General features: G+C 62.6%; 20 protein-coding genes and 1 riboswitch. Of the genes, 10 read left to right on the top strand and 10 right to left on the bottom strand.

Features of this window, described 5'->3' with window-relative positions:
• Window positions 1–18 precede the first annotated feature (18 nt).
• From phnC to HBA54_RS20140, 5 genes are all read right to left on the bottom strand, one after another.
• Window positions 19–891: a phosphonate ABC transporter ATP-binding protein gene (gene phnC / locus HBA54_RS20160; protein ID WP_167228013.1), complete on the bottom strand. Its 873-nt coding sequence runs from the start codon at window positions 889–891 to the stop codon at window positions 19–21.
• A 141-nt stretch (window positions 892–1,032) separates the two neighbouring features.
• Window positions 1,033–1,614 (bottom strand): TetR/AcrR family transcriptional regulator, encoded by a 582-nt coding sequence (locus HBA54_RS20155; RefSeq protein ID WP_167228011.1) that lies wholly within the window; start codon window positions 1,612–1,614, stop codon window positions 1,033–1,035.
• Window positions 1,615–1,811: 197 nt separating this feature from the next.
• Entirely contained in the window at window positions 1,812–2,984 is a 1,173-nt protein-coding gene (locus HBA54_RS20150) for an aromatic ring-hydroxylating oxygenase subunit alpha (RefSeq protein WP_167228008.1), read from the bottom strand.
• Window positions 2,985–3,172: 188 nt separating this feature from the next.
• Window positions 3,173–3,487: a hypothetical protein gene (locus HBA54_RS20145; RefSeq protein ID WP_167228006.1), complete on the bottom strand. Its 315-nt coding sequence runs from the start codon at window positions 3,485–3,487 to the stop codon at window positions 3,173–3,175.
• A 323-nt stretch (window positions 3,488–3,810) separates the two neighbouring features.
• Window positions 3,811–4,710: a LysR substrate-binding domain-containing protein gene (locus HBA54_RS20140; RefSeq protein WP_167228004.1), complete on the bottom strand. Its 900-nt coding sequence runs from the start codon at window positions 4,708–4,710 to the stop codon at window positions 3,811–3,813.
• An 85-nt stretch (window positions 4,711–4,795) separates the two neighbouring features.
• Between HBA54_RS20140 and HBA54_RS20135 the strand changes: the two genes are divergently transcribed.
• Window positions 4,796–5,818 carry a permease gene (locus tag HBA54_RS20135; RefSeq protein WP_167228002.1) on the top strand — a complete coding sequence of 341 codons (1,023 nt, stop codon included), beginning with the start codon at window positions 4,796–4,798 and terminating at the stop codon, window positions 5,816–5,818.
• A gap of 17 nt (window positions 5,819–5,835) precedes the next feature.
• On the opposite strand, the gene HBA54_RS20130 is transcribed toward HBA54_RS20135, so the two are convergent.
• Complete coding sequence (locus HBA54_RS20130) at window positions 5,836–6,786, bottom strand: LysR family transcriptional regulator (protein ID WP_167228000.1); 951 nt, start codon at window positions 6,784–6,786, stop codon at window positions 5,836–5,838.
• 76 nt (window positions 6,787–6,862) lie between these two features.
• Between HBA54_RS20130 and HBA54_RS20125 the strand changes: the two genes are divergently transcribed.
• Window positions 6,863–7,633, top strand: coding sequence for an SDR family NAD(P)-dependent oxidoreductase (locus HBA54_RS20125; RefSeq protein ID WP_167227998.1), 771 nt, complete (start codon window positions 6,863–6,865; stop codon window positions 7,631–7,633).
• A gap of 104 nt (window positions 7,634–7,737) precedes the next feature.
• Entirely contained in the window at window positions 7,738–8,796 is a 1,059-nt protein-coding gene (locus HBA54_RS20120) for a Vgb family protein (RefSeq protein ID WP_167227996.1), read from the top strand.
• Between the two features lie 40 nt (window positions 8,797–8,836).
• Here the strand turns inward: HBA54_RS20120 and HBA54_RS20115 are convergent, their stop codons facing one another.
• The gene (locus HBA54_RS20115; protein ID WP_167227994.1) at window positions 8,837–11,230 is read right to left on the bottom strand and encodes a thiamine pyrophosphate-binding protein; all 2,394 of its coding nucleotides are present in this window, start codon (window positions 11,228–11,230) and stop codon (window positions 8,837–8,839) included.
• Window positions 11,231–11,378: 148 nt separating this feature from the next.
• Here HBA54_RS20115 and HBA54_RS20110 point away from each other — a divergent pair, with 148 nt between their 5' ends.
• From HBA54_RS20110 to HBA54_RS20085, 6 genes are all read left to right on the top strand, one after another.
• Complete coding sequence (locus tag HBA54_RS20110; protein WP_167227992.1) at window positions 11,379–11,861, top strand: Lrp/AsnC family transcriptional regulator; 483 nt, start codon at window positions 11,379–11,381, stop codon at window positions 11,859–11,861.
• Window positions 11,862–11,986: 125 nt separating this feature from the next.
• Window positions 11,987–12,231, top strand: a riboswitch (cobalamin riboswitch).
• A 38-nt stretch (window positions 12,232–12,269) separates the two neighbouring features.
• Window positions 12,270–12,905 (top strand): HupE/UreJ family protein, encoded by a 636-nt coding sequence (locus tag HBA54_RS20105; protein WP_167227991.1) that lies wholly within the window; start codon window positions 12,270–12,272, stop codon window positions 12,903–12,905.
• A gap of 172 nt (window positions 12,906–13,077) precedes the next feature.
• Window positions 13,078–14,109, top strand: coding sequence for an ABC transporter substrate-binding protein (locus tag HBA54_RS20100; protein ID WP_167227989.1), 1,032 nt, complete (start codon window positions 13,078–13,080; stop codon window positions 14,107–14,109).
• 24 nt (window positions 14,110–14,133) lie between these two features.
• A complete protein-coding gene (locus HBA54_RS20095) occupies window positions 14,134–14,907 on the top strand; it encodes an ABC transporter ATP-binding protein (RefSeq protein ID WP_167227987.1) in 774 nt (257 codons plus the stop codon).
• Entirely contained in the window at window positions 14,900–15,700 is an 801-nt protein-coding gene (locus HBA54_RS20090) for an ABC transporter permease (RefSeq protein ID WP_205944786.1), read from the top strand. The genes HBA54_RS20095 and HBA54_RS20090 overlap by 8 nt, the downstream gene beginning before the upstream one ends.
• Before the next feature lie 164 nt (window positions 15,701–15,864).
• Complete coding sequence (locus HBA54_RS20085; protein WP_167227985.1) at window positions 15,865–16,080, top strand: hypothetical protein; 216 nt, start codon at window positions 15,865–15,867, stop codon at window positions 16,078–16,080.
• Window positions 16,081–16,131: 51 nt separating this feature from the next.
• On the opposite strand, the gene HBA54_RS29475 is transcribed toward HBA54_RS20085, so the two are convergent.
• The 3 genes from HBA54_RS29475 to HBA54_RS20075 form a co-directional block, all read right to left on the bottom strand.
• On the bottom strand, window positions 16,132–16,266 hold the full coding sequence (locus HBA54_RS29475) for a hypothetical protein (protein WP_277345406.1): 135 nt from the start codon (window positions 16,264–16,266) through the stop codon (window positions 16,132–16,134).
• A gap of 924 nt (window positions 16,267–17,190) precedes the next feature.
• Window positions 17,191–19,254: a methyl-accepting chemotaxis protein gene (locus HBA54_RS20080; protein ID WP_167227983.1), complete on the bottom strand. Its 2,064-nt coding sequence runs from the start codon at window positions 19,252–19,254 to the stop codon at window positions 17,191–17,193.
• Window positions 19,255–19,533: 279 nt separating this feature from the next.
• Window positions 19,534–19,932 carry a flagellar basal body rod protein FlgC gene (locus tag HBA54_RS20075; protein ID WP_167228166.1) on the bottom strand — a complete coding sequence of 133 codons (399 nt, stop codon included), beginning with the start codon at window positions 19,930–19,932 and terminating at the stop codon, window positions 19,534–19,536.
• Between the two features lie 228 nt (window positions 19,933–20,160).
• Between HBA54_RS20075 and HBA54_RS20070 the strand changes: the two genes are divergently transcribed.
• Complete coding sequence (locus HBA54_RS20070) at window positions 20,161–20,706, top strand: PadR family transcriptional regulator (RefSeq protein WP_167227981.1); 546 nt, start codon at window positions 20,161–20,163, stop codon at window positions 20,704–20,706.
• Window positions 20,707–20,791: the final 85 nt, after the last annotated feature.

The raw sequence follows: 20,791 nt of genomic DNA, 5'->3' as shown, positions 1-20,791 counted from the left end.
AGAATGCGAACTGGGATTTCAGACGCTGACCGCGACTCGTGCGGCCAGGTCATCCTGCGGGGCCAGGCCGTTGCCTGGATAAGCCGGGCGGCCGGTGGGCTTCGCCGGGCGGGCCTTTACGAGGTCGAGGCTGCCCGCTTCGACGCCGTAGAGATCGGCAATGTCGTCCGGGGAGATACCGCCGGTCGGGCCGTTGTGAAGCACCCGGCCGTCTTTCAGGGCAATGATGCGGTCGCAGTGCTCGAAGGCATGGTCGATCTGATGCAACGAGACGATCACCGTCGTCTTGTCCAGACGGTTGATCTGACGCAGCGTCGACATGACGAGCTTGGCGGAGGCCGGATCGAGAGAGGCGATCGGCTCGTCGGCGAGGATGAGCCGCGCCTCCTGGGTCAGAACCCGGGCGATGGCGCCGCGCTGCTGCTGTCCGCCGGACAGCGTGGAGGCGCGCTGATGCGCCTGATCGATCAGGCCGACCCGCTCCAGCGCCCGCAGCGCCTTTACCTTGTCGCTCTGCGGAAACAGCCCCGTCGTGCCGCGCCAACGCGGAATGCGGCCGAGTCGCCCGGCCAGAACGTTGGTGAGCAACGACAAACGCGAGATAAGGTTGAACTGCTGGAAGATGACGCCGACTTCGCGGCGCAGGCCCTCGCAATGCTCGCTGAAGCGGCCGTCCTTCTGGGTCTCCTTGTCGAACAGCGCAATGCGGCCGGCGGTGCCGCGATCCATGCGCTCCAAACCGCAGATCATGCGGATCAATGTCGATTTGCCGGAGCCCGAAGCACCGATCAGGCCGACCATTTCCCCCTCGCCGACCTCGAGGTCGACGCCATGCAGGACGGTCTTATCGCCGAAAGACTTGCTGATACGCGACAGCGCGATGATGGACATGCTGATGGCCCCCTGAGCCGAACGACACCGGTCGTAACGACTCAAGCTCTACAGCCAGCACATGACGTTATGATGACAGGAATACTTCGCTTTTTTTGCGGAATAGCTGCTGGGCCGGCGCAGCCCGCTTGAGTAACGCCGCTAGCCCGCCATCCTGAACCGCACCCTGGCGGTACAGGCCATGAAACAGTCGGCACGCCTCAGAGAGCGCCGGAGATAGGCTTTGCTGCGCTGCTGACCCTCCGAGCGGTCGCGGCACCAGCGCCCCAGGGTTGAAAGAAAAATCAGCGTCATGCCGATCTCCTCCACCGAGCGCTGCTGGCCCTTGCCGTCCAGCAGGGCCGCTTCGCGCCACCACTGCACCGTGCGGGACGTCCAGGTGATGAGTTTCAGATTATGATGCACATGCACCGGCCAGAGCTTGGCCAGGAACATCTCCGCCGTCACCCTGCGGCGCGGCGCCAGGGCATCCAGCCAGGCTTCAAGGGAGATCTGCAAACGCTCTTCCACCGGCAGTTCGGCGAACCCCGCTGCGGGTTCAGCAAGCATCACATCGTCGGCCTGGGCAATCCAGGCGTCGGCGATGGCGTCGCCGTCGCGAAACTCGGCGCGGATGGCAGCAATCGGAAGATTCAATCGCTCGGCCACGTGATGCAGGCGAATGTCGTACCAACCCCAGTGCTCGGCAATGTCCAGGGCCGCTTCGATGATACGCGCGCGCAAGCTGGCCCGATCCTCCGTTGCGGAAGTGCTGGTCCTTGCGGGGCGCTTGACCGCTTTGGCGCGCTTTTTTCCTGAACCCGGTTTCGCAGCCGCCAAGAGGGATCCTCCAGTGGACGTTGCAACCTCAGGAAAGACTACGATCCCGGGGGCGACGCTGTCCACAGCTTCCGCAGGAAAATTATGGAAAGCGACCTGTTTCAGCCGAGCAGGCGGGCGGCCATCCAGAGGTGAAAGCAATGGGTCGGCCCGTCCATCACAGGTGAGAACACGCCGCCCTGAAAAGCCGGCGAAGCACGCCCGGCCTGCATGCCCTCGACCACGCCCCGGTCTTCCTCGAAGATACCGCGCCATTGGTGCGTGTTGGCGGCGCGCAGGTCGGCCAGTGAATCGCCGAGGGCCTGATCGTCGAAGTAATAGATCTCGAAGTGCTCGCGGGTACGACCCGGCGCCAGCGGCTCCAGAACCACGCTATAGAAATGATCGGCATGAACGCCGAACAGCACGTTGGGGAAGAGCGCGATGTACTCCGCTCCGCCCTGCCACTGTCCGGGCAGATCCGGATGCTCGGGAAAGGCGCGGCCATCGTCGCTGAGGGTGGCGCGGTAGGCAGTACTGCCCTGCCCGGCCATGTGGCCCTCGACGGCGACGTTGTAGTGATCCTCCAGGCGGGAATACTGATTCAGGCTCGGGTGGATCCACGGCAGATGATAGGCTTCGCAGTAGTTCTCGACCGCGAGTTTCCAGTTGCAGTTCAGCTCGATGGTGAAGGCGGAGTCCGGGCCGCCGTGGCGCAGCCGTGCAGCATCGAAGGCCCCCCAGCGCTCGGCCAGCGGCGCAATGAAACTCGCGAAGTCCTCCGCTTCACCGGAGAGATCGACGAAGACCGCATCGCACCAGACAGCACTGCGCACCGCCTTCAGGCCGTGATCGGCCCGGTCGAAGCCCGGGCAGTCGCGGGTGCCGGGCCCGCCGATGAAGGGCGTCGCCTTGAGGGCGCCGTCGAGACCGTAGCTCCAGGAATGATAGGGGCAGCGGATCAGGCCCTTGGAACGGCAGGGTTGCGAGACGAGCTCCATCCCACGGTGGCTGCAGACATTGTGAAAAACCTTCACCGCGCCTTCGCGGTCCCGCAGCAGCAGCAGCGGCAGGCCGAGCAGCTTTACGGGCCGAAGGTCGCCCGGCTGCGGCACCCAGGCGCCGACACCGATACAGGTCCAGCCGCGGGCCAGAACCAGGTCGCGCTCCAGCGCGGCAAAGGCATCGGCGGTGTAGGCCTCGTTGGGCAGGCCACCGGCCGTCTCGATGGGTTGCAGAACCCGCTGCAACGCGTCGCGCTGCGCTTCGATCTCCCGCGGTAACCAGCTGCTCATCTCGGCCTCCTCGCTCAGAGAACCCAGTCTGGCGCGCAAATCCGCCGTTACGCGTCGTCAGAAGCGACAGTCCTATTTCAACAGCGACAACGGCGACCCGCCCGACGCCGAACAAGCACGGGAGCGCGCTTCAAGAAACGCGCTCCCCTTCTCGATCAGATCGGCAATTTTCCCGCGCGGCGAAGGCCTCACCGCGAAGGCTGTCGCGTGGGCATTGGGGCCGCAGCCTTGAGTTTCTGAGCCCCAAGCTCTTGGCTATTGCTGGCGTTTGGTTCGGAGCAGGTCGTACCGCCGCCCGGTTCAGTGCTCCAGCCGCCATCACAGTAGCCCTCGTTCGTCGCCAAATCGTTGGCGCAGACACCGTTCGCAACGCCGGTGCTCGCACCGCTTGCATTGCATGTTTGGGAACCGTCTTCGTTTACGGCCGGATCCGCAAGCGACAGGTTGGCACCCGATGACAGCAGAAATGCCGTCGTCATAACAGCAGTCAGAATTTTGGTCATTTCCTAAACTCCGTGGGTATGAATTTCGATCCACCAAACTGGTGAGATGACCCATGGGTCGACTCCCGCATTGAGCAGGTTCATTGAAATCACCAAAAATGAAACAAGACGAACCCATCTCACAAGAATGGCACAGGGGCTGTGCGGCACGGCTTTGGCTGTTTCAGCGTTAGCACTTCTTGGCCCTCACGGCACCGCGCGCAGATAGCGGATCGGGCGGCCGGCGGAGGCCGCGTTGGCCGCTGCAGCGGGTTTTGCATCCCATCGAGACGGCCGGTGGCCTGCCCAAAGAGGCCTGTTCCGCCAACCTTAAGTCCAAGTGGTTAGGAATGGCGTCGTGGAACCTGCCGCCCAAAGGCTTCAACGATTGTCGCGGCCATCGCTTTGCCCACGGAGGATCGCGCGCCGGGCCCGGTCTCCAGAACCAGCAGGGAATCCGGCATGCGGGGAAAGCCGTCCGCCGGCAGCAGTGGCCGCAAGCCATCGCGCAGGGAACTCTCGCCCAGCAAGCCGACAGCGACGCCCGCTTCGATTGCGGCCGCAACCCCTGTCACGCTTTCGCTGGTGTAGATTACACGGTAGCGCCGGCCGGCGGCTTCCAGCGCCTGCAAGGCCCTGTCGCGCCACCAGCACGCTCGATCAAAAAGGGCGATGGGAAGGGGGTCCTGCTCGTGCACCGAATGAGACCGCGCCCCGACCCAGTACGTCTTTTCTTTCAAAAGGATCTGCGAAGCGGGGGGCGCCGCCTCCACGGCATGGACCGCCAGATCGAGTTCGTCCTTTGAAAGCGCCGCGGGAAAGTCGGCGCTGAAGCCGCAACGCACAGCCAGTTCCACCCGGGGATGATGACGGGCAAAGCGCGCGATGATCTTCGGCAGAATGATCTCCCCGTACTCGTCCGGAACGCCGATACGCAGAGATCCTTCCAGGCCTTCCGATCTCAGATCACCGATAGCCGCATCAAGCAGGTCGACGACACGCTGCGCCAGCGGCCGCAGCTTCTCGCCGGTTGCGGTGAGCGAAACACCGCGCGCATGCCGCTCGAAGACCGGGACGCCCAAAAGGCTCTCCAGCCGCTTGATCTGCAGACTGGCCGCCGATTGCGACCGCAGTATCCGTTCGGCACCCCCGGAGACACTGCCGGCATCAGCGACGGCCAGAAACGTGCGCAACAGCTCGCTGTCCAGTTTTTCGGGGACCGCCAACCTATCGTTTATACTCATAGCTCATAGCCATATTATTCATTTTTCAGGAGCATAGGCGCAGGCTAGCGTTCGGCGCAAACGGGTTTCTTCTTGGAAAACAAAGATGAGTGAGATTGCACGGGCGCCCAAACCGGCCGCGACAAAGCCGAGAATCTGGGGAGCGCTCACCCTGGCGTTCGTTGTGGGTCTCTACCTGTGGGAACCGGAACAGGCCGCAGCAACCCTGTCATTCGTGGTCAGCGGCATGGTGGATATCGCCCCGCTCGTCATTCCCGGTGTCCTCGCATCGGCCTGGGTGAATGCCAGCGGCGCCGGCGGGCATATCGCGCGGGTCTTTGAGGGGAATCGCGCCACCGCGATTCTGGCCGCCGCGGCGGTCGGCGCGATCACACCGGTCTGCGGGGTCGCGGTCCTGCCCCTAATGGCGGGCCTGCTGGCGTCCGGCGTGCCGCTGGCGCCGATCATGGCGTTCTGGCTTTCGTCGCCCGTCACCGATCCGGCCATGTTCGCCGTCACAGCGGCAACCCTCGGCTTCGGCTTTGCCGTCGGCAAAACGCTGGCGGCTTTCGGCATCGGGCTTCTCGGCGGCGCCGTTACCGCCGCACTGTCGCGGTTTGCCTGGACCCGCGCGCCGCTGCGGCAGAACGGCATTGCCGCCTCCCTCGGGGGCGGATGCGGTACCACCGCCCCTTTCCGGCTCGCCATCTGGAAGGAGCAAGAGCGACGCAATCAGTTCGTCAAAGAGATCTGGGCGATGACAAAGCTGCTTCTGCTTTGTCTTGGTTTCGCCTTTTCGGCGGAATACCTGATGCAGGAACTGCTGGCCCCGCAGGCGCTGGCTGCCTATGTCGGAAACCAGTCCCGATGGGCGATTCCCCTGGCCGTTTTCGTCGGCGCGCCTGCCTACCTGGACGGCTACGCGGCACTCCCGCTTACCCGCGGCTTGATCGACCACGGCATGTCGCAGGGTGCCGCCATGGCTTTCCTGGTATCCGGCGGCGTGGTGAGCATCTGGGGGGCCTTGGCGATCATTCCGGTGCTCCGAGCAAAACCTTTCATGCTGTATCTGGTGCTTGCGGTTGTCGGTTCGCTCGCAGCCGGCTGGCTTTTCGAGTGGGTCACCTGACGGCCCTCAAGGCACCGTCACCGGATAGCGGATGGGCCGCCGCCGGAAAACCGTTCAACGAGAAACGCCACGAAAGCCCGTGTCTTTGCAGGGACGAAGTTTGCTTCCGGATAGACTGCGTAGATCCCCGTGACCGGAACAGTCCACTCGGGCAGCACAGTCTCCAACGCACCCGATTGGCGCGCTTCAGCCGTGATGAAATCGGACAGCAGCGAAATGCCAGCGCCAACGCAGGCTGCATTGAGAAGAGCACCGGCATCGTTTGCCCGCATCCAAGGATTGATCGGCACGAGCCGCGTCACGCCTTCCCTCTCCAGCAACCATCGGTCACCGCTCACGAGGTTCGGAAAGTGCAGGCATCTATGTGCCGTTAAGTCGTCTGGTGAGTCCGGCCGACCATAGCGGTCAAGATAGCGCGCGGACGCGACAAGACCACGATGGTTATCGGCAATTCGCCGGGCCCGCAGCGAGGAGTCCTTGAGTTCGCCGATCCGGATCGCAACATCGATCCGTTGATCGACCAGATCGACATAGTAGTCCGTAAACCGAAGGTCGACCCGGATTGCGGGGTTCCAAGACATGAATTCAGGAACAGCCGGTGCCACCTTCAAACGACCGAAAACCCAGGGTACAGAGACCGTCAAGAGACCCGCGGGCCGGCTTCCCAAAGAAGCTGCCGCAGCGTCCGCCTCCTGCAGATCGGCGAGGATTCTCTCAGCGTAGCCAAGGTAAACCTCTCCCGCCTCCGTCAAAGTGACCCGTCGCGTCGTACGCGCAAGCAATTGAACACCAAGCAGGCTCTCGAGTTTCTTCACCCGGCGACTCATCAAAGACGGGGTCAGACTGAGCGCAGCGGCAGCCTTCACAAAGCTGAGGCGTCGCGCGGTTTCGGCGAAAGCCTGCAGAAGCGCCATTTTATCATCGGCAGGCTCATGCGGTTCATTGTTGCGGCCTATGGGATTATCCATCGCATTTTCATTCCATTATCACAGCACATGGTGGCTCCCACTTTTCCCTCCAATAGGAAACACGGGAGAGAAAAGCATGTCGGGCCTTCTTGAAGGAAAAGCCGGCGTCGTCATCGGCGCCAGTTCAGGTATCGGCAGGGCCGCAGCCGAACTCTTCGCCGACGAAGGGGCAAAGCTTGCAATCGTCGCCCGGCGACAGGAGCGTTTGAACGAACTCGCCGAGCAGATCGCGCGCAGCGGCGGCACGGCAGTGCCCATCGCCGCAGATATCACACGATCTGAGGATCATGCCCGGATCGTTGAAGAGACGACTTCCATCTTCGGGCGGCTCGACTTTGCTTTCAACAACGCGGGAACCATCGGGAACTTCGTGCCGATGCTCGAACAGTCGGAAGAGGACTGGACCCATACAATCGATACAAATCTAAAAGCGATCTGGATGTCGGTACGCGCGCAGGCCACCCAGATGAAGAAAAACGGCGGCGGCGCGATCGTCAACACGTCGTCCTGGCTCGCAGTCGGCGCCCTGCCGGGCTCGACGAGCTATTCCGCGAGCAAGGCTGGAATGGATGGCCTGCTGCGTGCCGCCGCTCTCGAGCTTGCGCCGTTCGATATCCGTATCAACAACATCAATCCCGGCGGCATCGACACGGATATGACGCGACAGGCTTTCCAGGACGACGAGACGGTCTTCGCTGCCTTCGGCAAAGCCCATCCCATAGGCCGCCTGGGCACGCCGCGCGAAACGGCAGAACTAGCCGCCTTCCTGCTCTCCAGCCGCGCGGCGAACATCACCGGTCAGGCGATCCTGATCGACGGCGGCTACAGCATCCCCGGCCAACGGTGATGACGCAGCAACGGCGCGAAGGAACCCTTCATTGCCAAACCGCCATAGGCATACAGGCAAACCCGGCCACGGCGGCATCAACTATCCAACAAGAGGACTCCTCCATGACAGTTTCGGATTTCAGTCCAGCAACGCCAATCCGGTTGGTTACCGAATGCCGCGTTGTTTTCAGATCAGCGACCGCGTGCCGCAACCGCCTTTTGGCGTTCCTTTCGGCACTCATCGTTCTGGGGCCGCTGATGGGGCCACATCACGCCCAAGCCGAAGTTGCGGCACAATCCATTCCGCTGCCGAAGGGCTTTGACTATCCTAACGGGATAGCCGTCGGCCCTGAAGGTGACCTCTTCGTCGGCTCTGTGACCGCGGGTCACATCCTGCGTGTTTCAACCGACGGAACAACGGAGCGGGCTTTTCAGGAAACAGATGAGGTCTTTGCTGGAACATCACTTCGCTTCGACACCCAGACTGGTTTGCTATGGGTCACATCGCCCGACTTCCTGGGGCAGGAGATCAACGGTGAGAGGGTGCGACGCCCCCATCGGATCGCAGCCATAGACCTTTCTCAAGGCGAGGTCGTTTGGTCTTCGACCATCCCGGATCAAGGTTTCGCGAACGACATTGCCCTCGACAACAAAGGTGGGATCTACGTAACCGACAGCATCGGCGACCGCATCCTTCATCTGGCAGCCCCCGGCGCTTCCTTTGAAACGATAGCTGACGATGCGTTTTTCGCACCGGGCGACCTGGGCCCGGCCGGGATTGTCATGACGCCCAGTGGCGACTTGATCGTCGGCCTCTACAGCGACGGCGCCCTGTTTCGGGTGAGGCTAAATGAGGTTGGAGCGGAGGTCGTGCCGCTCAACCTGACGCGTAAGATCCAGAACCCCGACGGCCTTGCAATGACCGACGACGGGCGGCTGCTGATTCTTGAAGGCGCAGTTCAAAGCGGCGACGGTAAGTTGCTGGTTGTCGACCTGGAAGGCCCCGCGCCTCTTCTTGTCGAACCCCTTGTCGATGGTCTCGACATGCCGCTTAACCTCACGGTCTTCGGCAACAAGGTCGCCGTGACTGAAGGCAGGCTGCGCCATTTCATGCTGGATGACCCCTCCTTGGCTAAAACGGGGCCGTTCAGAGTCGTTGTTGTCACCCTTGAAGAAGAATGAGCTACCGCTTCGGCCGCGACCAACGACGGCCATGGCGGATCTAAGGCAAGGCCCTGAGATAGCGGATCGGGCGGCCGGCAGAGGCTGCATTGGCGGCGGCAACAACGGCATCGGTGTCGATGCGGTGGTGGCCGTAGAGATCCTGCACCGTGCCGGTCTGGCCGAAGTGCTCGACCCCCAGGGCCTGCACCCGGTGGCCGCGCACGCCGCCGAGCCAGGAGAGCGTGGTGGGATGTCCGTCGAGCAGCGTCACCAGACCGGCATCCCGGTCGATGGGCGCCAACAGACCCTCAATGTGAGATCTTGCCTGATGCTGGCCTTCCTGCCGCGCCCGTTCCGCCGCGTGCCAGCCGGCAGAGAGGCGGTCGGCGGAGGTCACCGCCAACACGCCGACATCGCGGCGGTCCTCGGCGATCAAGCCGGCGGCGGCAATCGCCTCAGCAGCGACGACGCCCTGATAGGCGATGACCACCTCGCAGTTCGGCCCGGGCGCGCGCAGCCAGTAGGCGCCCTTGATGATGTCTTCGGCCAGGGTTTCGCTCATCGCCCGCTTGGGCTGTTCCAGGGGCCGGGTCGAGAGTCTCAGATAGACCGAGCCGCCCTTCTCGTCGCGCAGCCAGGGGCCCGAAGGTGCCCCCTCCCCGTCGCGCTGCATGTAATCGAAGGACCAGGCCATGATGGTCGCGAGTTCGTCAACGAAGGCGGGCTCGAAGGACGCCAGGCCGTCCTGTGCCAGACCGATCAGCGGGCTGGAGACCGACTGATGCGCCCCACCCTCCGGCGCCAGGGTGATGCCTGAGGGCGTGGCCACCAGCATGAAGCGCGCATCCTGATAGCAGGCATAGTTCAGGGCATCGAGACCGCGCTGAATGAAGGGGTCGTAGAGCGTGCCGATGGGCAGCAGGCGCTCGCCGAACAACGAGTGCGATAACCCCAGCGCAGACAGCAGCAGGAAGAGGTTCATTTCCGCGATGCCCAGTTCCAGGTGCTGGCCGTCAGGTCCCATGATCCACTTCTGCGCCGAGGGCACCTTCTCATCCCGGAAGGTATCGCCCAGCGGGGTGCGGCTGAAGAGGCCGCGCCGGTTCACCCAGGCACCCAGGTTGGTCGAGACCGTCACGTCCGGCGCGGTGGTGACGATGCGCTGGGCCAGCGGCGAGTCCTCCCGCGCCACTTCGTTCAGGATCTTGCCGAAACCCTCCTGCGTCGACATCACCTCGCCGCTTGGCGTCGGCAGGGCCGCGGGCAGCGGCACCCGCGCCGCCTGATAACGGCGGCGTCCCCGGGCGTTGAACGGGACCGCTTTCAGAAAACGCTCGATCTCGGCCTGCGATGGCTCCATCGCCTCGAAGGGTTCCCACTCCTGCCCCGCGCGAACGCCCAGGCCGCTGCGGTAGGCCTCCATCTGATCCGGTGTCATCAGACCGGAATGGTTGTCCTTGTGACCGGCCAGCGGCAGGCCGTAGCCCTTTACCGTATAGGCGATAAAGCAGACCGGACGGTCGTGATCGATTGATGCGAAGGCTTCGAGGATCGCCGGCAGGTCATGACCGCCCAGGTTGGTCATCAGACGCGCCAGATCATCGTCGCTGCGCGCTTCGATCAAGGCCGTGACAGGCCCCTGATCGCCGAGATCGTCGAGCAGACGCTTGCGCCAGGCGGCACCGCCCTGGAAAGTCAGGGCCGAGTATAGCTGGTTGGGACAGCCGTCGATCCAGTCGCGGATCGCCTCACCCCCCGGTTCCTTGAAAGCAGCCTGCAGCAGGTGGCCGTACTTGATGGTGACCACCTCCCAGCCCATCGAGCGGAACAGCGCATCGAACTGACCGTAGAGGCCTTCGCGCGCCACGGCGTCCAGGCTCTGGCGGTTGTAGTCGATGACCCACCAGGTGTTGCGCAGATCATGCTTCCAGCCCTCCATCAGGGCTTCATAGATGTTGCCCTCATCGAGTTCCGCATCGCCGACCAGGGCGACCATGCGGCCTTCGGGTGCCTTCTGCGACCAGCCCTTCAGCCGCACATAGTCCTGCACCAGGCTGGCGAAGGAGGTGATGGCGACACCCAGGCCGACGGAACCGGTGGAGAAATCGACATCGTCGACGTCCTTGGTGCGCGAGGGATAGGACTGGGCGCCACCGAAGCCGCGGAAGTTCTCCAGCCTCTCCCGGTCCTGGTTGCCGAGCAGGTACTGGATCGCGTGGAACACCGGGCTGGCATGAGGTTTCACCGCCACCCGATCCTGCGGCCTGAGCACATGGAAATAGAGTGCCGTCATCAGGGTGGCGAGGGAGGCGCTGGAGGCCTGGTGCCCCCCGACCTTCACCCCGTCACTCTTTGGGCGCAGGTGGTTGGCGTTGTGGATCATCCAGGAGGACAGCCAGAGGACTTTCTTCTCCAGCGCCTCCAGCATCTTCAGGTCTTGGGTCTCGATCATCGTCTTTGTCGGGTTCTACTCTGCGGAAAGGACGCGGCGCCCAGACATGCAGATTACGCCAAGTTGCCCGGCAGAACATGCCAAAGACGCCACTATTATCGGAAATTCTAGAATATAATCATGGCTTACATCTATTTTGTGACACATTATGCCATCTATGAACCTGGATGGCATCGATCGAAAGATTCTGGCGGCGCTGCAGGCCGATGGACGCCTGAGCAACGTCGAGTTGGCCGAACATGTCGGCCTATCGCCCTCGCCCTGTCTGCGCCGGGTGCGCCTGCTGGAGGAAGCGGGCATCATAGACCGCTATGTGGCCCTGGTCGATCAGCGCAGCGTCGGCCTGCCGGTTTCGGTGTTCATCTCCATCAAGCTGGAGCGCCAGCAGGAGGAAGACCTGGACCGCTTCGAAGCAGAGGTCAGCGCCTATCCCGAGGTCTTGGAGTGCTATCTGATGACCGGCACCCAGGACTACCTGCTGCGGGTGGTGGTGGCCGACCTCGCGGCCTATGAGCGCTTCCTCAAAACCAGGCTGACCCGGGTCGAAAACGTTGCCGCCATCGAATCCAGCTTCGCCCTGAAGCAGGTAAAGTACACCAACGTGCTGCCGCTGGAACTCCAGACGCCCTGAGAACAGTAGCATAGAGGGGCCGTCGCCGACCTGACAGAAGCCGTCGTCCCTCCGCCAGCGCCTCAGCCCCCGGCAGCGAATATAAGCAAAGGCTGGCTTTTCGCTTGATCCGGGCTTCCGCTCGGGGCTAGGTAGGTTGAGGTGGTTCCGGCGCGGTTAGAATCGGGCTGGACGAGAGGGAATACGGTCGGGTGCCTGTCAGGCACCTAAGCCGTGGCTGCCCCCGCAACTGTAAGTGCTGAGCCGCACCCGTTTCATACCACTGGCGCCGGCCCCAGGGATTAGTCCGAGTGGGGCCGGGTGCTGGGAAGGTTGGGTGACGAGGCGACGACGCGCGAGCCAGGAGACCTGCCGCCTGCTGCGTGAACCGAAACAAGCCGTCGGGTGAGACGGCGGAGGAGCATGAAAATGGGTAAGAAATTCTCTCTCGCTGCGGCCAGCGGCCTGCTGTCCCTGATCGCCAGCCCGGCCTGGGCCCACCACCCCATGGGGGGAGCCACGCCGTCCACCTTCATGGAAGGCTTCCTCTCCGGTATCGGGCATCCGATCATCGGCGTCGATCACCTGGCCTTCATCATCGCCGTCGGCCTGGCCGCTGCCTTCACCACACAACGCCTGCTGTCGCCCCTGGCTTTCGTGCTGGCGACCGTGGCCGGTTGCCTGCTGATCGTCTCCGGTGTCGCCCTACCCTTCGCGGAGATCGTCATCACCGGTTCGGTGGCGCTGGTCGGCGGACTGGTGCTGTCCGGGCGCAAGGTTCCCAGCGCGGCCTACCTCGCCATCTTCGCCGTCGCCGGCCTGTTCCACGGTTGGGCCTACGGCGCGGCCATCGTCGGCGCCGAGACTACGCCGCTGCTGGCCTATCTCGCCGGCTTCGGCCTCACCCAGTACGGTATCGCGCTCGCCGCCGGCTGGGTCGTGCTGAAACTCTGGCAGGCCAAGGGTCCGGAAGCGGTGAAGCCGCGCCTCGCCGGGGCCGTCGCCGCCGGCATCGGTGCCGCCTTCCTGATCGAGAACATCGAAGGCATGCTCTTCGCCGTCTAACGCGGCAGGCAGATAATGAGAACAGGGGCCTGCTTCGGCAGGCCCCTTTTTCTTTCTTGATAATCCGTCCAGCCAGCCCCCATTGACGCCCCCATGGCCGCCGGATAGCGTGCCTGCTGAACACGATTCCCAGCGAAAACAAAGACAGCGCTTTCGGGAAGGAAGCTCCACTATGTATCGATCGCTACGGCGCGGCCTGGCCGCGGCTTCTTTGGTCCTCACCCTGGCGGCCATGACGGCTACGACCCAGGCCGCGGACAAGATCACCATCTCCGCCCTGACCTTCGTCTCCTCCTCGCCGCTCTTCATCGCCCAGGAAAAGGGCTACTACGCCGACGAGGGCCTGGAGGTCGAGTTCAAGTTCTTCCGCGCTGCCCAGCCAGTCGCCGTTTCCATCGCATCGGGCGATGCCGACTTCGGCGTGACCGCCTTCACCGGCGGCTTCTACAACCTGGCCGGCAAGGGCGCGCTGAAGGTGATCGGCGCCCAGAGCCGTGAAGAACCGGGCTACGACTTCTCCGCCTACATCGCCTCCAACAAGGCCTTTGAGGCCGGCTTCGACAACCCGGAGAAATTCGCCGGCAAGTCCCTCGGCATGACGCAGAAGGGTTCCTCCTTTCACCTGATGGCCGGCATGCTGGCCGACAAACTGGGCATCGATCTCGACGAAATCCAGCTGAAGCCGCTGGAGAAAGTGCCGAACATGATCGGCGCGCTGAAATCGGGACAGGTCGACTCGGTCATTCTGCCGGCCCACATCGCGACCAAGTTGGAAGGTGATGGTGCGGCGAAGATCATCGGCTGGGTGCACCAGTACACGCCCTATCAGTTGGGCGGGCTGTTCACCTCCGCCCGCAACGTCGAAGAGCGCCGCGACGTGGTGGAACGTTTCGTGCGCGCCTACCAGCGCGCCGCCGCCGACTATGCCGAAGCCTTCATGCAGACCGATGCGGCCGGCCGACGGGTGTTCGGCGACAAGGCCGAGGCGCTGATCCCGGTCATTGAGAAATACACCAAAGCAAAGCCCGCTTCGATCAAAGCCGGCGCGCCCTTCATCGACCCCCAGGGCCGTCTGAAGGTCCAATCGATCTACGACCAGGTCGCCTGGATGCAGGCCCAGGGCCTGGTGGGCAAGGACGTCGACCCGGCCGACTTCGTCGATCTCAGCTTTATCGAGGGACATCTGGATGTCCCGACGAACTGAGCGACCGCGTTCCGGCCTGCGGTAGTGGAGATCCACCTTCAGGGCATCGGCCATCGCTACGACGCGCTGACGGTACTGGAAGACGTTACCTTGACCGTCCAGGAGGGCGAGACGCTCGCCCTCATCGGCCCCTCGGGCTGCGGCAAGTCGACCCTCCTCGGGATTCTGGGCGGCCTGCTCCAACCCGGCAGCGGCCGGGTAACCGTGGACGGCACGGTGCCGGCCGACTGCCTCAACCCCCTCACCTATGTGTTTCAGGATTTCGCCCTGTTGCCCTGGCGCAGCGTGGCGGATAACGTCTCCCTGGCGCTTGAACACCACGCGCTCTCAGCCGGCGAGCGGCGCGAACGCATTGCCGAGGTTCTGCGACGCACCGGTCTTGGCGACTTTGCCGGCGCCTATCCGCGCCAGCTTTCCGGCGGCATGCGTCAGCGGGTCGGCATTGCCCGTGCCCTGGCGGTGCGCCCCGCGGTGCTGCTGATGGACGAGCCGCTCTCCGCCCTGGACGCCCAGACCCGTGATCTGCTGATGGAGGACTTTCTGGACCTCTGGGTGCGGGAAAGAACCACGGCGGTCTATGTCACCCATAACCTGGGCGAGGCGCTGCGCCTGGCAGACCGGGTCGCGGTGCTGTCACGCCGCCCCGGGCGCCTGCGTGAGATCGTCCCCCTTACCATCCCCCAGGCCGAGCGCGGCACCCCCGCTGCGCAGACAGAGCTTGCCCGGCTGCACGACCATCTTTGGACCCTGATCAAGGATGAGGCACGTTCGGCAGAGCGCGAGATGGCGGATGCCTGAACCGCTGCAGACAAAATCCGCCGTGCGCTTTCGCGGCGGCGGTTTCGCACCGGGCCAGCGCCGTGGTCCGGCGCTTCTTGTCTTCGCCGCCCTTATCGCCTTCTGGCAAGGCGGCAGCAGCCTGGGCTGGATCAATCCGCTCTTCCTGCCCAGCCCCTGGAACATCGCCGAAGCGCTCTACGCCGTTGCCGCCAGCGGCGAACTCTGGCGCCATTTTACCGCCTCACTCGGCCGCATCCTCGGCGGCTGGGCCCTGGGAACCCTTGCCGGCCTGGCGCTCGGCACCGCCATGGGGCTCTTCACCCTGGCCCGCTCCATCGGTCTGCCCTTGGTCTCCGCCATCTTCCCGGTCCCCAAGATCGCTCTGCTGCCCCTGTTCATTCTGTGGTTTGGCATCGGCGAGCCCTCGAAGCTGGCGACCATCGCGCTCGGCGTCTTCTTTCCGACCGCGATCAACTGCTACAGCGGGATCGACGGGGTTGCGCGCAATCTCATCCGCATGGCCCAGTCCTTCGACCTGCCGCCCCGCGACATCGTCCGCAAGGTTGTCCTGCCTGGCGCCATGCCCACCATCATCGCCGGCTTTCGCATCTCCTCCTCGGTGGCGCTGATCCTGGTGGTGGCGGCGGAGATGATCGGCGCCGAATACGGCCTGGGTGCCTTTGTCCTGCAAGCCGGGCATCTGATGGCGACCGATCAACTCCTGGCCGGTGTGGTCTGCCTGTCGATCCTGGGATTGCTTTTCGGAACGGCGATCAGCGCGCTGGAAAAGAACCTGCTGCGCTGGCGCTGAGAAAACTTTCCGGTCCGCGGAAACGTTTCCTTCGATCTCTTCGTAACTTCTGTTGAGCCCCCACCGCAGAGGGCGGCTGTTGCGGGTTTTCGGCCTGCGCATTGAACGCAAGGCGTTGCCAACGCGACCAAGGTTTGATGCAGCATCAGGTGAGAGGACGGAGAATGATTGAGCGCAGGCACCAAACCCGCAGACCGCCCAGCCTGAACAGGCAGGATTTTCTGCGTCTGACCATAGCGGTGGCTTTGGTGCTGCTGGCCGCAACCACCTGGCGTCACAGCCAGACGGAAGCCCCGTCAGTCCGGGCGATCTCCGCCCAGCACCATCAGGTTCCTGCAAATGAATTGCCCAGCGGTGGTTGGCTGGATCCCTCCGCCTGACACCGGCCGGTCTGAAACCTTCTTGGGGTCGCCGCAGCCGGCGACAGCAAACTAGAAGCGGATCAAGCCAAAGAGGTAGGTCACACCGACAATAACGACGGCAGCGACGAGAATTCCCTCGACCCAGCGCCGAACCCGCCGACGCTCGCTTCCTTCCTGCTCGCTTTCGATGACGGAACGGTACATTTCGTCTCTCCCCGTGCCTTTTCTCGGCCCCGGCTTCGCCTTTGGAAGCGCGATCACCCCGACTATGCACTTTGTCAAGCCTACCAGATTGCAGAGGGCGCGACAATTGGCGCCGCCGGCCCCTGCGTCTCCGCCACCGCCTTACTAGGCAGATCCTGAGTGTTTTCAGGGTGTTCGGAAGCAGTCTTCGAAATCAGATTGAAACGCCTGTCGTCCCGCAGCTAAAGGTGGCAACATCCGATCCGAATAGAAGCGGGCGGACGGCGCCATGATCCGCGCGGCACCGGCCCGCCGCAGGACCCGGCCCTTCGATCGTCAGGGTGCGAAGGCATGTATGAAAATATGCCTATCTGGCGATCATCCATCGGCTGAACCCAGATGTCTCAGGCCGTCGCTTTGAGGGCGCAACCCACTGATCAATAGTCAAAATGACTAAACCCAAGCGAGAGCGTTATGCGGCAGATACAGGTCTGCTGTGCGCGAAATTGCCACCGCAGTGCAACAATTTTGTTGCATTAGAATCAGGCTGGCGGTATCACCCGGGCATGAGCAATTCTACAAAAAATTCGAAGCCAAAGTCCGACCGCTCATACGAGAAGAAGCGCCGTCCTTGCCTGATGTGCCGGTCTGACTTCGTGAGCACCTGGCCTGGCGAGCGTATCTGCCAGTCTTGCAAGTCGACCAGCGCTTGGCGTGAAGGGATCGCCGCCTAGCGAGCCTTGGGCCTGACGGCCCTCAGCACGCTTGGGGAAAGATGAAGCCTGCTTCCTTCGAGAAGGCCGCGGGCTTCTTGCTTTTTTCGGCTAAATCTCGCGACGCCGGCATCACTGCCAGACCTCTCACGCAAAAGACGGCGGAACCTCATGAAGCCGCTTGACCGGTCAGGCCCCCTGGCCCGGCATAATGGCGTTTTGTGTCGCGATTCTAGGCCGCGCGGAGCTGCGCGAGGAACTCGTCGAGCTTGCTGCGAAGGATCTGGGATCCCTTCGACAGCTGATCGGACGCCTGCAGGACCTCCTTGGCGGACTGTCCCGAGTTGGAGGCTGCCTCGGTGACCCCAGCGATATTGCTGGTTACTTCCTGCGTGCCCTGGGCAACCTCCTGAGCATTCCGCGAGATCTCCTGGGTGGCAGAGTCCTGTTCTTCCACGGCCGCGCCGATCGCCGTGGCCGTGGCGCCCATTTCGTCGATGATGCTGCGGACACTTTCAATCGCCTCGACGGTGTCACCGGTGGCCGACTGCATGTCGCCGATCTGAGTGCCGATGTCTTCGGTGGCCTGTGCCGTTTGATTGGCCAGCGACTTGACCTCGTTGGCGACCACCGCAAAACCCTTGCCGGCATCGCCCGCGCGTGCCGCCTCGATGGTTGCGTTCAGGGCCAGAAGATTGGTTTGCTCGGCGATATCCTGAATGAGGCTCACCACATCGCCGATTTTCTGGGCGGCCTCGGCCAGCCCGTTCACGGTCTGACCCGCGCGATCCGCCTCCGCCACGGCCTTGCCCGAGATCTCCTGGGACTGCGCCACCTGACGGGAAATCTCACTGATCGAGCTGGAAAGCTCCTCAGACGCGGAGGCAACGGTCTGTACGTTGCTGGAGGCACTGTCGGCTGCATGGGCAACCACGCCGGCCCGCTCGCTCGTCTGCCCGGCGACCGTGGACAATCCCTCTGCGGTCGTACGCAGCTGACTTGACGCAGCGGAGACATCGCTGACCACCGGATCAAGGCTGGCTTCAACATCTGCGGCGAGGGAATGCATGGCTTCACGCTTGTCCCGCTCGTTGCTCTCCCGCTCGTCTTTCTGTTGCGCATCGAGGCGGCGGGCTTCGACGCCCTGCTCTTTGAAGATCGCCACCGCCCGCGCCATTTCGCCAAGCTCGTCGCCGCGATCGACACCTTCGATCTCGATCGAGAGATCGCCGGATGCCAGGACGTTCATCTGCGTGGTTGCGCCGGAAAGCGGCCCGGTAACGCTGCGAACAGAAACGGTAACGACCACAGCCGTGGCCAGCAGCAGGATCACAATGCCGGCTGCCAGAATGATAAAGCCATGCTGGGCCTGCTCTCCCAACTCGATCACCAGCCCCTGCAGGTCCGTCGCAATGCGGTCTTCCACCTGCTTCAGCAGGTTGATCTTCTGCGTGATGGTGTCGAACCAGACAGGCCCGGTGACATCGCCCAGCGAACCGCCATAGGCGCTCTCGATCGCGATCTTGCGCATACGTGCGACCTCGTCGACCGCCTGGCCTTGAAGTGTTTCGGCATAGAACGCCTTTTGTGCCGGCGAGGCGAAAGCAAAAAAATTGGCTATGAAAGCGCCCTGCTGAGCGATCAATGAGACAAAACGCTGATGCACCGCAGGCGCAAAACTGCCCTTGCCGAAACCACTGGCCCCCATGGCGCGCTCGATACCGGCACGTTCCTTTGCCTGCAGAAAGTTGATGTAGACCACAATGGCATCGGTGACTTCGGCATCGGTACTGAGCACCGCCATCTCGCCGACGCTGTCCAACAGCTTGGCGATGGTCCCGGTATAGTATTTCGCCATCTGACCGACCGACAGGGAGAGGTTGCTCACCTCGGCGCGTTGCTGATCCAGCTGCTCGACATTTTCAAGAGCGGCCTGCAGCTTGCCTTCAAAAACGGTACCGAAGGCCGCCGCATCGAAGGCGTCGATCGCTGCAGCGAAATGCCCGAGTTGCTGATCGGTGACCTCACGCTGCTTGTTCAGCCTCTCGCTGAACGCCCCCTCGCCCTTTTTGCCGATAAAGCCCGCAGAGGCGCCGCGCTCTTTCTGCAACTCGTGGACCAGGGCAGAAATGTCGGGCGCCAAGGTCGAAAGCTCCTGAAGCCGCTTCATATCCCCGGCAACCTTCACCTGTTCACCGATCGAGAGAAACGACATCACCAACAACCCAATCAGCGGCAACGCCAGAGCGACGCCGATCCGCGTGCGGATTTTGGTATTCCTCAGGAGCTTTTTCATAATCTATTTGTGCACCTACAAATGGCCGAACTTATGAGCCATAAATACACAAATTGATTACTCGGACATTTACCGCAGCTTCAAATATAACTTCAGAGAAGACTAATGCTCATTGTGCCAAGCATGGAAAACAAGGCAAACCCTGCCCACTCATATCTACAGAGCTCTCACTGATGCATAAACGATAGGGTTGAGGCTTGCTGGTTGGCGGCATTCAGCCATAGGACCCGCAACCGCAGCAGCCCCTCTTCGCTTGGCAGCGGGCGTCTGTTGTAAAGTCTAGGACTTGATATCCAGCAGGCTGTCGGTGATCTCGTCCTGGGTGCGGATAGCGGCCGCATTGGCCTCGTAGGCGCGCTGGGCCTGGATCTGCGTCACCAGTTCTTCGGCCAGATTCACATTGGGCCGGTCCACCAGCCCTTCGGAATTCGCATCCGGGCTGCTCGGCTCATAAGACCGCACGGAAGCCGGGGCAATCGGGCGCACTTCACCGCGCACGCCACCGCCACCGGTGGTCACGTCCTGAACGCGCTTTGGCTGATAGGCCCCCGGCTGTTCCCGGGGCCCGTCAGGGTCGACGCCGCGGCTGCGCATATTTGCCACATTGTCCGCCGAGACGGCCAAGCGCTTACTCTGGGCCATCAGCCCTGAGACGGAAATCGAGAAACCCTGGATCATGGCGATACCAATCACTCCTACTGCGACAAAGACAGCCTACAGCAATCCGAGATAGCACTCAAATATTTGATATTATTGTATATTTATCGAAAATTCGGCCTAAATCCCTGTCTTGCAATCCACGCATGGCCGCCCTGCGTATGCTTATCTGATATATCTCGACCCGATATAGTGTGATACACCACCGGTAGTTTATTAGCTTTCTCAGTTGCGCTGGAATCACCGCCCATGGACTCGAAAACACTATGCCTCGGCGTACTCTCACGGGGAGAGGCAAGCGGGTATGAAATCAAAAAAGCCTTCGAGGAAGGCCCCTTCAGCCATTTTCATCAGGCCAGTTTCGGGGCGATCTACCCTTCCTTGAACGCCTTGAGCAATGAGGGGCTGGTCGCCTGTCGCGCGCAGGCGCAGGAGAAGCGGCCGGATAAGAAGATCTATTCCCTCACCGCGAAGGGGCGCGATGCCTTCGCCGCCGCCTTGTTGAGCCAGCCGGACCACGATCGAGTCCGCTCGGATTTTCTCTTCATTCTTTTCTTTGCACAGTTTCTGCCGCCCGCCCGTGTCGGGGCGCTGATCGATGAGCGGATCGCCTGGTATCGGCAATCCCTTGAACGCATGGAGGACTGTACCGAGACCAACGTGGTACCCGCCGGCGCGGCCTTCGTGCGCGGCATGGGTATCGCCGTCTATCGCGCCGCAGCCGAGTATCTGGAAACCAACCGCGACGCGTTGGTGGCAGATGTTGCAGAACCCGAGGCCCTGGTGGCCGAATAAATCATCCCAGGGGGAAACGCGCGGCCGCATCTCTGCGTACAACTCCCCGGAACCGGAAAAACACAGGACATAGAGCGCCCCCCAA

The sequence above is a fragment of the Pelagibius litoralis genome (assembly GCF_011683915.1).
Taxonomy (GTDB): domain Bacteria; phylum Pseudomonadota; class Alphaproteobacteria; order Kiloniellales; family Kiloniellaceae; genus Pelagibius; species Pelagibius litoralis.
Note: the sequence above shows the minus strand (reverse complement) of the source record. Positions and strands in the feature narration are given on the sequence as shown.

Excerpts from the sequence above, each read along its gene's own strand:
- phnC (WP_167228013.1), bottom strand. The coding sequence starts at position 891 with ATGTCCATCATCGCGCTGTCGCGTATCAGCAAGTCTTTCGGCGATAAG.
- HBA54_RS20150 (WP_167228008.1), bottom strand. The coding sequence starts at position 2,984 with ATGAGCAGCTGGTTACCGCGGGAGATCGAAGCGCAGCGCGACGCGTTG.
- HBA54_RS20145 (WP_167228006.1), bottom strand. The coding sequence starts at position 3,487 with ATGACCAAAATTCTGACTGCTGTTATGACGACGGCATTTCTGCTGTCA.
- HBA54_RS20140 (WP_167228004.1), bottom strand. The coding sequence starts at position 4,710 with ATGAGTATAAACGATAGGTTGGCGGTCCCCGAAAAACTGGACAGCGAG.
- HBA54_RS20135 (WP_167228002.1), top strand. The coding sequence starts at position 4,796 with ATGAGTGAGATTGCACGGGCGCCCAAACCGGCCGCGACAAAGCCGAGA.
- HBA54_RS20130 (WP_167228000.1), bottom strand. The coding sequence starts at position 6,786 with ATGGATAATCCCATAGGCCGCAACAATGAACCGCATGAGCCTGCCGAT.
- HBA54_RS20125 (WP_167227998.1), top strand. The coding sequence starts at position 6,863 with ATGTCGGGCCTTCTTGAAGGAAAAGCCGGCGTCGTCATCGGCGCCAGT.
- HBA54_RS20120 (WP_167227996.1), top strand. The coding sequence starts at position 7,738 with ATGACAGTTTCGGATTTCAGTCCAGCAACGCCAATCCGGTTGGTTACC.
- HBA54_RS20115 (WP_167227994.1), bottom strand. The coding sequence starts at position 11,230 with ATGATCGAGACCCAAGACCTGAAGATGCTGGAGGCGCTGGAGAAGAAA.
- HBA54_RS20110 (WP_167227992.1), top strand. The coding sequence starts at position 11,379 with ATGCCATCTATGAACCTGGATGGCATCGATCGAAAGATTCTGGCGGCG.
- HBA54_RS20105 (WP_167227991.1), top strand. The coding sequence starts at position 12,270 with ATGGGTAAGAAATTCTCTCTCGCTGCGGCCAGCGGCCTGCTGTCCCTG.
- HBA54_RS20100 (WP_167227989.1), top strand. The coding sequence starts at position 13,078 with ATGTATCGATCGCTACGGCGCGGCCTGGCCGCGGCTTCTTTGGTCCTC.
- HBA54_RS20090 (WP_205944786.1), top strand. The coding sequence starts at position 14,900 with ATGCCTGAACCGCTGCAGACAAAATCCGCCGTGCGCTTTCGCGGCGGC.
- HBA54_RS20085 (WP_167227985.1), top strand. The coding sequence starts at position 15,865 with ATGATTGAGCGCAGGCACCAAACCCGCAGACCGCCCAGCCTGAACAGG.
- HBA54_RS29475 (WP_277345406.1), bottom strand. The coding sequence starts at position 16,266 with ATGTACCGTTCCGTCATCGAAAGCGAGCAGGAAGGAAGCGAGCGTCGG.
- HBA54_RS20080 (WP_167227983.1), bottom strand. The coding sequence starts at position 19,254 with ATGAAAAAGCTCCTGAGGAATACCAAAATCCGCACGCGGATCGGCGTC.
- HBA54_RS20075 (WP_167228166.1), bottom strand. The coding sequence starts at position 19,932 with ATGATCCAGGGTTTCTCGATTTCCGTCTCAGGGCTGATGGCCCAGAGT.
- HBA54_RS20070 (WP_167227981.1), top strand. The coding sequence starts at position 20,161 with ATGGACTCGAAAACACTATGCCTCGGCGTACTCTCACGGGGAGAGGCA.